Below are 10186 nucleotides of genomic sequence, written 5' to 3' on the forward strand. Positions count from 1 at the left end.
TTCGACGCCGCCCGCAGGTAGTCCCGGCAGTCGGGGATCGTCCACCTCGGGTAACTTCTTTATATCGAGGATGCGATAACCGAACGTGCCATGACCCGGAAATCCGCGGATACGATACGGTCAGCCGACACCGCTCTCTATCGCGTGCCGAACGACCAGGTTCTCGAGGACGCGACGCAGTCGTTCGACACGCTGGAGATCGTCTCGGTCACCCTGGAGTCGGAGGGCGGCCGGCGCGGACTCGGATTCACCTACACGATCGGCCGCGGCGGCGCCGCGACCAAGCGGTTCCTCGACGACGAACTCGTCCCGCTGCTGGAGGGCCAGCCGGTCGCTCCCCGCACGGTCCGGTCGAACTTGCGGGGGAACACGACGTTCGTCGGACGCGAAGGGATAAGCGAGTTCGCCGTCGCGGCCGTCGACATCGCCGTCTGGGACCTCCTCGGGAAGATCACCGGACTCCCGCTGTGCGAGCTCCTCGGCGGGGCCCGACGGCCCGTCCCGATGTACGAGACCGACGGCGGCTGGCTCCAGTACGACGCCGACACTCTCGTCGAGAACGCGAAGGGGATCGCCGAGGACGGGTTCGCGGGCATGAAGATGAAGGTGGGATCGTCGGTCGATCGCGACGTCACGCGCGTGCGCGCCGTCCGGGACGCGCTTCCGGCCGACCTGGACCTGATGCTCGACGCCAACTGCTCGTACACGGTGCCGGAAGCGCGTGACCTGGCCGGGCGGCTCGACGACGCGGCGATAACCTGGCTGGAGGAACCGCTCCCCAAGGGCGACTACGCGTCGTACGCCGACCTGCGCGAGCGCATCGACGTCCCGATCGCCACCGGCGAGAACTTCTACAACGAGACGCAGTTCCGGCAGGTGATCGACCGGAACGCCGTCGATTACCTGCAGCCCGACGTCTGCCGGGTCGGCGGGATCTCGCCGTGGCTGAACGTCGCCGAGCAGGCGGCGGCGACTGGCCTCGCCCTGTCGCCGCACTACATCGAGCCGCTCCACGCCCACCTCGCGTGTGCCTTCGACAACGTCCCGTACATCGAACACCACTCAACCGTGTTGGACGAACTACTCGCCGATCCCGTCGCGGTCGAGGACGGGGAGATACTCCCGCCCGACCGTCCGGGACACGGGATGGCCTTCGAGGGCGCGGACGCGTACCGGGTGAACTGATCCTCGACGTTCGCGCGAGCTCGGCGGCGGCCGCGAACCGTTGTCCACCTATCGTGGACGCGATTCGAAAGCGTCAGTCGTAGATTGGGCGGCCGTGTGATTACAGTCTTATGTCTGTAAATTCACGGCGGCTCTCGGAGATCTTAATGAATAATAATAAAATATACTGCGTTCTACCCGTCAATCCGCCCTTCACCGGCCCTCGATGGCGTCTATTTTTGTTGGACGCGCTCCGATCGGGCCCCGGAGACGCACCCGGCCGGTCAGTCGAACGAGAACACCGGTTTGCAGGTTTCGGAGTCCAGGAACGCCTCGAACGCCGCCGTCGGGTCGTCGGCGTAGAAGGACGTGTCGAGCATCGCCGCCGGCTCTATCGTTCCGTTGTCGATGAGCCGGATCGCCTGCTCGAAGTCCCGCCACTGGGACCCGTAGGACGTTTCGATCCGTATCTCGCCCCGGACGACCGGTGTCATGCGCAGTTCGCTCCCGTCGCCGGGAAGGCCGATGACGACTACTTCGCCGCCCTTGCGGACGTGTTCGACGGCGTCCTCGACGCCGGTGTGGTGACCGGTGGTGTCGAAGACCACGTCGAACCCGCGACCGTCCGTGAACGATGTCATCCGGTCTTCGGCGGCGTCGACGGCGAGGTTGACGGTTTCGATCCCCCGGTCGTCGACCAGCGGCAGTCGGTACTTCGCGTCCCTGTCCAGCCCCGAGACGAAGACGTTCGCGCCGATCGAGTCGGCGATCGTAGCGACCAAAACGCCGATCGGTCCCGGTCCCTCCACGAGGACGCGGTCGCCCGGCGTCAGCGACGACTGTTCGAGCACCGCGCGAGCCGCGATGCTCGTCGGCTCGGCGACGGCGGCCTCCCGCAGCGGCGTCGATTCCGGTACCCCGTGAACGAACGTCTCGTCGACGGTCGTGAACTCCGCGTACGCCCCGTCGGTGTGCATGCCGGTGATCGAGAAGTTCTGGCAGACGTTCGACTGTCCGTTCTTGCACTGAAAACAGTCGCCGCAGCGGTGGATCGGTTCCTCGATCACCTTGTCGCCGACCGAGAGCCCGTCGACCTCGTCGCCGACTGCGGCGACGGTTCCGGTCGCTCGCGCTCCTGTACCTCCACCGCCCTCGGACCAGTCTGTACTATCGCTCTCATGATTTCGACCAGCAGCTCGAATACCAGTTCAGGACGCGGAATCATGGAGATACTGGTGCGCCGTGTCGACCGCCGGCCGCCGGCTGCGGGGGGCGTAATCACCAGAATCCTTATGATGGTCGGCGTAAACCCTCCTCGTATGCGACGAGTTCGATTCAGCGACCCGGCCGGGAGCGTCAGAACTGGAACCTGGACCGAGGACGGCATCGAGTTCGGTGGACGGACGTACGATCCCGAGACGGTCGACGTGCGCTCCCCGGTCAAGCCGAGCAAGATCGTGTGCGTCGGTCTCAACTACGCCGACCACGCCGAAGAGGAGGGCATGGAGCTGCCCGATCGACCGATGCTCTTTTTGAAACCGCCGAACACGGTGTCCGGTCACGGCGACGAGATCCCGCTTCCACCGGGCAAAGAATCGGTGGAGTACGAGGCCGAACTCGGCGTCGTCATCGGCGAGCAGTGCCGCAACGTTCCGGAGGAGGAGGCGATGTCAGTCGTCGACGGGTTCACCTGTCTCAACGACGTGTCGAACCGCGACGACCAGCGCGTCGAGCAGAACTGGGTCCGCGGGAAGGCGTTCGACAACGCCGCGCCGGTCGGACCGGTCGTGGCGACGCCCGACGAGGTCCCTGACGACGCGGCCGTCGAACTGCGCGTCAACGGCGAGGTACGACAGAGCTCCAGTCGCGACCAGTTTATCTTCTCGGTCGAAGAGCTGATCGCCGAGATCACCGCGTACATGACGCTGGAACCGGGCGACGTGATTTCGACCGGAACGCCCGCCGGCGTCGGTCCGCTTTCCGACGGCGACGTCGTCGAGGTCGAGATCGAGGGCGTCGGCGTCCTGGAAAACGAGTTCACCCGTCGGTAGGCTCGAATCTCTCGATCCGTTCCCCCGCTTCGTCCGGGGGTGACGCGAAACCGGACAGAAGTTTAATGATTGCTCGCGATACACAGTGACACGCCACCAATGACCTATCGAGCAGGGATAATCGGCACCGGCGGGATCGCCGGAATGGGAATCCTCGGAATGCACGACGAGGACGCCATCGGACAGGAGAAGATACGCGCCAGCCACGCGGGCGGGTACGACGCCGCGCCGGGTATCGAACTCGTCGCGGTCGCCGACATCGACGAGGAGAACCTCCGTCGGTTCGGCGAGGCGTGGGAGATCCCGCCCGAGCGCCGCTACGAGGGCCACGAGGCGATGCTGGCCGAGGAGGACCTGGACGCGGTGTCGGTGTGCACGCCGTCGTTCCTGCACCGCGACCACGTCGTCGACGCCGCGCGGTCCGCGGCCGCTCCCGACGTCGTCTGGTGCGAGAAGCCGATCGCCTCCGGCGTGTCCGACGCCGAGGAGATGATCGAGGCGTGCGACGACGCCGACGCGGAGCTTCTCGTCAACCACTCCTTCCGGTTCACGGACAAGCTGCAGCGCCTCCACGCGCTGATACAGGAGGACGACCTCCTCGGCGAGGTCCACTCGGTGTCGAGCCAGTTCAGGATGGAACTGCTCCGGAACTCGACCCACCTGCTCGATATGCTCGTCTATCTGCTGAACGCCCGGGCGGATCAGGTCTCCGGGTACATCTCGCGGGAAAACGAGGCGGTCGATTCGCTCGAGGCGGACCGGGACGTCGACGACGCCGCAGGCGGGGGGTACGTCCTGCTCGACGACGGGACGTTCGCCACGATCGACTGCACCATCCCGCGGGACGACTCGTCGATGACCCTGTCGTTCGTCGGGAGTGAAGGCAAACTGTACATGAACAACGACGACGGAGAGTGGCGCTACTGGTCGCTCGAGGACGGGGAGCACGTCGAGGAGCCGCTGCCCGGCATCGAGGGGGCGTGGACGTGGGACGACGACTACGAATCGGCCTTCGAGAACGCGGCGACCCACGTCGTCGCCCTGCTCGACGGCGAAGCGACGAACCGCTCGCCGGGCCTGGAGGCGCTCCGATCGCTGGAGATCATCGTCGGGTTTTACATCTCCCACTACACGGGCGGTGACGTCTCGATCCCGCTCGACAGACCGCTCCGCGACGTGACGATCACGTCCTGGTGACGCTTCGAGATGTGGCCGGAACGCGGCGACACCCGGCGCGTAGCATCGGAGATCAAACGCATTTCCTTTATTAATAGAAATCTGATTAGATGATCGAAGTAACGGATTTATTATGTTTTCGATGTCGTGTAGATCGACAGTCCAAACGGAGATCATCAGCCGGCCCGCGGGGGTGAAAGGAGTCCGCCGATGGTTGTCGACTGGCTCGGATACAAAAGTGCTGTTCTCGCCATAAAATGGCGATTTTGAACTGAGTATCTAATTATATATCTTAAGATAGTAAAAATAATATATAATTTCTTGATATAGGTGCGGATTTTAAATATATCTGCCGCGGATCGTCGTCAAGTGAGTTACGGCAGATTTTAGCTCCTAGTCACGGTTATTTCTCCGGTTTTATCGAACAGATCACCGCGATCAGGAGGTGATAAATGGGAGATCTCGTCGGTTTCTTCACTCGGGCGCGTCCGCGCTCTGTGGTGGTGTCTGGAGCAACCAGATTTGGACGTTTGCCCGTCCGATTTCCGGCAGTATATAAGATTAGAATATATAACAGATATATGGTTTTATGCGCAAACTATGAAGTGTGATGTACTTTCTATCGCGCCAAGTTCGGGTTCCCGCGCGGCTGCCGCCAGCGCAGCGAGCGGACGCGTAAAGTGCTTCGAGCACCAACGCAGTTCCAGATGAGAGACGCCAATTCCGGGCCGCTGTCGCCGGACCGACCGGAGCAGGAGCGCCCGTTTCGAGTCGAGGCGCCCTTCGAGCCCGCGGGCGATCAGCCCGAGGCCATCGAGCAGCTCGCGGAGGGCTACCGACAGGGTGCCGACGAACAGACGCTTTTGGGGGTGACCGGGTCGGGCAAGACCAACACCGTCTCGTGGGTGATCGAGGAGATCCAGAAACCCACGCTGGTCATCGCCCACAACAAGACGCTGGCCGCCCAGCTCTACGAGGAGTTCAAGAACCTGTTCCCGGACAACGCGGTCGAGTACTTCGTCTCCTACTACGACTACTACCAGCCCGAGGCCTACGTCGAGCAGACCGACACCTACATCGACAAGGACGCCTCGATCAACGACGAGATCGACAAGCTGCGCCACTCCGCGACGCGATCGCTCCTGACGCGGGACGACGTGATCGTCGTCGCTTCCGTCTCTGCGATCTACGGGCTGGGCGACCCGGCGAACTACGAGGCGATGAGCCTCCGCCTCGAGGACGGGCAGCAGATCGATCGCGACGAGCTCCTGAGTCGCCTCGTCGACCTGAACTACGAGCGCAACGACGTCGACTTCACGCAGGGCACGTTCCGCGTCCGGGGCGACACCGTCGAGATCTACCCGATGTACGGCCGGTACGCCGTCCGCGTCGAGCTGTGGGGCGACGAGATCGATCGCATGACGAAGGTCGATCCGATGCACGGCGAGGTCAAAAGCGAGGAACCCGCCGTGTTGCTCCACCCCGCGGAGCACTACTCCGTCGAGGACGACACGCTCGAGGACGCCATCGAGATGATCGAGTCCGACCTCGAGGATCGGATCGCGTACTTCGAGCGCAAGGGCGACATGCTCGCCGCCCAGCGCATCGAGGAGCGCACCACGTTCGACTTAGAGATGATGCGCGAGGCGGGCTACTGTTCGGGGATCGAGAACTACTCGGTGTACCTCGCGGATCGGGAATCGGGCGAGGCGCCCTACACCCTGATGGACTACTTCCCCGACGACTTCCTGACCGTGATCGACGAGTCCCACCAGACGATCCCCCAGATCAAGGGCCAGTACGCCGGCGACAAGTCCCGGAAGGACTCGCTGGTCGAGAACGGCTTCCGACTGCCGACGGCCTACGACAACCGCCCCCTGACGTTCGAGGAGTTCGAGGAGAAAGCCGGGAAGTCGCTGTACGTCTCGGCGACGCCCGGCGACTACGAGCGCGAGCACTCCGCCCAGATCGTCGAGCAGATCGTTCGGCCCACCCACCTCGTCGACCCGAAAGTCGAGGTGTCGGACGCCACCGGGCAGGTCGAGGACCTGATGGACCGGATCGACAAGCGCATCGAGCGCGACGAGCGAACGCTCGTCACGACGCTCACCAAGCGCATGGCCGAGGACCTCACCGAGTACCTCGAAGAGTCGGGCGTCGACGTCGCGTACATGCACGACGAGACCGATACCTTAGAGCGCCACGAGCTGATCCGGTCGCTCCGCAAGGGCGAGATCGACGTGCTCGTCGGCATCAACCTCCTGCGCGAGGGGCTGGACATCCCCGAGGTGTCGCTCGTGGCGATCCTCGACGCCGACCAGCAGGGATTCTTGCGCTCCGAGACGACGCTCGTCCAGACGATGGGGCGCGCCGCGCGAAACGTCAACGGCGAGGTCGTGCTGTACGCCGACGAGATGACCGACGCGATGGAGGCCGCGATCGACGAGACCCAGCGCCGCCGGAAGATCCAGCAGGAGTACAACGAGGAACACGGGTTCGAGGCGACCACGATCGAGAAGGAGATCGGCGAGACGAACCTGCCGGGCGCGGAAACCGACACGAGCGGCGTCGCCGGCGAGGGCCCCGGCGACGAGGAGGAAGCCGCCCGCCGGGTCGAGGAACTCGAAAAACAGATGCAGGAGGCCGCGAACAACCTGGAGTTCGAGCTCGCGGCGGACATCCGCGACCGGATGCGCGAACTGCGCGAGGAGTTCGATCTGGGCGGCACGGACGACGAGGGTATCGCGCCCGAACCGGATTCGGAGTTCTGATCGCCCGAACGCTGCGTCACCTCCCTTCGTCTCTCGTTCGCTCCACCGCCGAATCATAGAAAAATTGATTTGATTGGTGACGAATCGGCTTTGCATGGCCCTCTCTGCCGACAGGCGATTCACGCTGCGCATGGCGATCGCGCTCGGGCTGATCGTCGCGCTGCCGTTCGCGTTCGGCCTCGCGATGCACTGGGTGTTCTTCGAGGTCGTGCCGACGCTGTACGCCGCGTGGGTCAGCGGCGTCCCCACCGACGGCATCCAGGCGCCGGGGGCGAACGGCCTCGGGGTCTCGTATTTTGCGCTCACCGGGCTGCTGGTCGCCGGGCTGGTCGCCCAGTTCGTCTTCGGCGACCGGTTCGCGCTGCGCTCCAGCGGCGCGCGGCGGGTCGACCGCGAAGACCGTCCCGACCTGCACGCACGCGTCGATCGCCTCGCCCAGCGCGCCGACCTCCCGGCGCCCGACGTCGCGGTCGTCCCCGAGGACGACGTTCCCAACGCCTTCGCCGTCGGTCGCTCGCCGCGTTCCTCGACCGTCGTCGTCACGCAGGGCCTGCTGGACACGCTCGACGGCGACGAGCTCGACGCCGTGATCGCCCACGAACTCGCACACGTCAAAAACCGCGACGGCGCTCTCATGACCGTCGCGTACCTGCTGCCGTCGCTGACCTACGCCGTCGCCGCGGCGGCCTACTTCCTGTTGATCCACTCGCCCCGCACGCTCCTTTACGCCGACTTCGACGTCGACGACGACGCCGGCCCGGCGATCCTCGGCATCGTCGCCGTCTTCCTCGTCACGTCGCTGCTGACGCTGCTGCTCTCGGCGCTGTTCTGGGCCGCGAGCTACCTCATGCACCGGATCCTCTCGCGCTACCGGGAGTACGCCGCCGACCGCGGCGCGGCGGCGCTCACCGATCCGTTCGCGCTGGCCAGCGCGCTCGAAGCGATCGACGAGGAGATGCAGGCCGCCCCCGACACGGATCTCCGACTGGAAGACGGCGGCATCGAGGCGCTGTACGTCGCACCCCTGGAGACAGAGCTGTTCGACCGCGACGACGACGCCCTGCTCAGCCGCGACATCTTTCCGGCGACGCACCCGCCGACCGACGAGCGAATCGGTCGGCTGACCGACGCGGGTGAGGAGCGGTACTAGTCTCGTATATCTGTGGCCGCTCCAAAGATATAATGGACCGCGCCGCGTACTCCGACGTATGACCGACCGAGGCCTCGATTCGTGGACCGACGATCTCACGGCCCGCGAGCGGGTGCGGGAGATCGCGACGACGCTCACCAGTCCGCGATCCGTCGAGTGGGTCCGCGAGGAGGCGCAGGTATCCTCGTGGCAGACTGCAAAGGACGAACTGGAGATGCTCGTCCAGTTCGGTCAGGTGCAGGCGATCGACGGGGACGACGGGAACACGAAGTACGCGCCCAACTACCAGCGTCGGTACTTCGACGAACTCGCCGAGCTCATCAACGATCACGCGCGGGACGAGCTTCGCGAGCAGATCGCGGACGTGCAGGCGGAGATCGACGAGTGGAAATCGGAGTTCGAGGTCGAGTCGAGAGACGAACTGGAGTCGACGCTCGCCGAGGAGGGGCTCTCCGGCGAAGAGGTTCGGCGCCGCAACGAGATCCTCCGGCAGTGGGAGCGATACGAGGATAACAAGCGGCTCCTGCAACACGCCCTCGAACTGTACGACGACGCCCGGTCGCTCCATCCCGGTGCGGACGATCCATCGAACTCGTCGCTGTCGGTCTCCCAGTAGATGATATTTCTCGCGAATCGCGCGAATCTCGACAGGCGCACGCTGCTCAGCCGACTCCACAAACGGTTGCAGACGCAAGTGCCTGCAGACGACGCCCCGATCCAGCGCGTCTGGTATCACACCTCTGCGGGCAACAAGGTCGGCGTCCGCGCGACGATCGACGCGCCGGCGTTTCTCGGCCGATCGTACGCCGTCGACGACGCCGAACTGCAGGTGTCGTTCGACTTCCCGCCGGATCGGGAGCACGGTTACTACAGGATCCAGTGGGTCGAAGCCAAACGCGAACTCATGGTCGGTTGGCATCAAGACCAGACTCATCCCGAGTTCGGCGAATGCCACTTCCAGATTGACTATCGCGGAGAGACCGTCCAGCGAACGACAGCGGAATTTCTCGACGTCCATCCGCTGAACGTGTTCGATCGTCGCACTACTCAGCTGGTGGACGTCCTCGATTCGCTTTCGTGGGATGATGACGTTCCGACCGTTCCGGAGCCGTCGAGGCGGTAGCCCGCAATCGGTTTGAATCGATCACAGCCCCGAGAGCGTCACGTCGCCCGTCTCCGTCTCGATCGTCAACTCGTTCGAGCCCTCACCGAGCGTCCCCTCCAGTCTGTGCTCGCCGCTCTCCAGGTCCGAGAAGTCCAGCCCGCCGGATGTGACGTCGCCGGTCTCGGTCCGGACGACAACGCGGGCGTCGAGCGACGCCGCGAGCGCCGCGTCGACGTCGCCGGTCTCGGTTTCGAGTCGTGCGTCGCCGTCGAGCGCCGCCACGTCGATCTCGGCGTCGCCCGTTTCGGTCTCGACGCCGGAGACGCTCGTTGAGCTCCGGATCGTCAGGTCGCCGGTCTCGGTGGTCGCGTCGACGGCGCCCTCGACGCTCCGCACGACGCCGTCGCCGGTGTCCGTTTCGAGGTTCAGCGCGCCGCTCGTTCCTTCGATCTCGACGTCCCCGGTGTCCGTCTTGACGTCGGCGACGCGCAGGTCGGACGGGACGGCGACGTCGAGGTCCATCGACGGCGGCGAGCCCAGCAGCACGCTGTCGATCTCGTTGTCGACCGAGAGCGCGAGCGTGCCGCCCGATCGCTGTTCGACCAGGCTGATCGAATCGAAGTGATCCTCGTTCGCGGCGCGCGTGACCGCGCGCACCCGGACGTCGGACCGGTCTTCGGCGGCGACGCTCACGTCGCCGACGCCGTTCCGGAGCGTCAGTTCGTCGAGGTCGGCGACGTCGAACGTGTGCGTCTCCTCGGTCTGTTGG

8 protein-coding genes and 1 pseudogene are annotated in these 10186 nt (G+C 64.8%); 7 read left to right on the plus strand and 2 right to left on the minus strand.

Annotation, left to right across the window (positions count from 1 at the left end; translation table 11 throughout):
* Positions 1–90: 90 nt before the first annotated feature.
* Positions 91–1185, plus strand: coding sequence for a mandelate racemase/muconate lactonizing enzyme family protein (locus tag ABDZ81_RS07045; protein ID WP_343773206.1), 1095 nt, complete (start codon positions 91–93; stop codon positions 1183–1185).
* A gap of 263 nt (positions 1186–1448) precedes the next feature.
* On the opposite strand, the pseudogene ABDZ81_RS07050 reads toward ABDZ81_RS07045, so the two are convergent.
* Positions 1449–2300, minus strand: a pseudogene (locus ABDZ81_RS07050) (zinc-dependent alcohol dehydrogenase); the annotation flags it as partial.
* A 183-nt stretch (positions 2301–2483) separates the two neighbouring features.
* On the opposite strand from ABDZ81_RS07050, the gene ABDZ81_RS07055 reads away from it, so the two are divergent.
* The 6 genes from ABDZ81_RS07055 to ABDZ81_RS07080 all read left to right on the plus strand — a co-directional run bounded on the left by ABDZ81_RS07055 (position 2484) and on the right by ABDZ81_RS07080 (position 9435).
* Positions 2484–3215 (plus strand): fumarylacetoacetate hydrolase family protein, encoded by a 732-nt coding sequence (locus tag ABDZ81_RS07055; protein ID WP_343773207.1) that lies wholly within the window; start codon positions 2484–2486, stop codon positions 3213–3215.
* A 99-nt stretch (positions 3216–3314) separates the two neighbouring features.
* Complete coding sequence (locus ABDZ81_RS07060) at positions 3315–4412, plus strand: Gfo/Idh/MocA family protein (protein ID WP_343773208.1); 1098 nt, start codon at positions 3315–3317, stop codon at positions 4410–4412.
* Between the two features lie 686 nt (positions 4413–5098).
* Positions 5099–7162: an excinuclease ABC subunit UvrB gene (gene uvrB / locus ABDZ81_RS07065; RefSeq protein ID WP_343773209.1), complete on the plus strand. Its 2064-nt coding sequence runs from the start codon at positions 5099–5101 to the stop codon at positions 7160–7162.
* A 94-nt stretch (positions 7163–7256) separates the two neighbouring features.
* Positions 7257–8312: a M48 family metalloprotease gene (locus tag ABDZ81_RS07070; RefSeq protein WP_343773210.1), complete on the plus strand. Its 1056-nt coding sequence runs from the start codon at positions 7257–7259 to the stop codon at positions 8310–8312.
* Between the two features lie 58 nt (positions 8313–8370).
* Entirely contained in the window at positions 8371–8928 is a 558-nt protein-coding gene (locus ABDZ81_RS07075) for a DUF7342 family protein (protein ID WP_343773211.1), read from the plus strand.
* 78 nt (positions 8929–9006) lie between these two features.
* A complete protein-coding gene (locus tag ABDZ81_RS07080; protein WP_343773213.1) occupies positions 9007–9435 on the plus strand; it encodes a hypothetical protein in 429 nt (142 codons plus the stop codon).
* A 21-nt stretch (positions 9436–9456) separates the two neighbouring features.
* On the opposite strand, the gene ABDZ81_RS07085 is transcribed toward ABDZ81_RS07080, so the two are convergent.
* On the minus strand, positions 9457–10186 hold a 730-nt coding region (locus ABDZ81_RS07085), incomplete at its 5' end, for a DUF4097 family beta strand repeat-containing protein (RefSeq protein ID WP_343773214.1).

This window comes from Natronoarchaeum mannanilyticum, assembly GCF_039522665.1.
Lineage (GTDB): Archaea > Halobacteriota > Halobacteria > Halobacteriales > Natronoarchaeaceae > Natronoarchaeum > Natronoarchaeum mannanilyticum.

Coding starts and splice junctions, on each gene's coding strand:
- ABDZ81_RS07045 (WP_343773206.1), top strand. CDS start 91: ATGACCCGGAAATCCGCGGATACGATACGGTCAGCCGACACCGCTCTC.
- ABDZ81_RS07055 (WP_343773207.1), top strand. CDS start 2,484: ATGCGACGAGTTCGATTCAGCGACCCGGCCGGGAGCGTCAGAACTGGA.
- ABDZ81_RS07060 (WP_343773208.1), top strand. CDS start 3,315: ATGACCTATCGAGCAGGGATAATCGGCACCGGCGGGATCGCCGGAATG.
- uvrB (WP_343773209.1), top strand. CDS start 5,099: ATGAGAGACGCCAATTCCGGGCCGCTGTCGCCGGACCGACCGGAGCAG.
- ABDZ81_RS07070 (WP_343773210.1), top strand. CDS start 7,257: ATGGCCCTCTCTGCCGACAGGCGATTCACGCTGCGCATGGCGATCGCG.
- ABDZ81_RS07075 (WP_343773211.1), top strand. CDS start 8,371: ATGACCGACCGAGGCCTCGATTCGTGGACCGACGATCTCACGGCCCGC.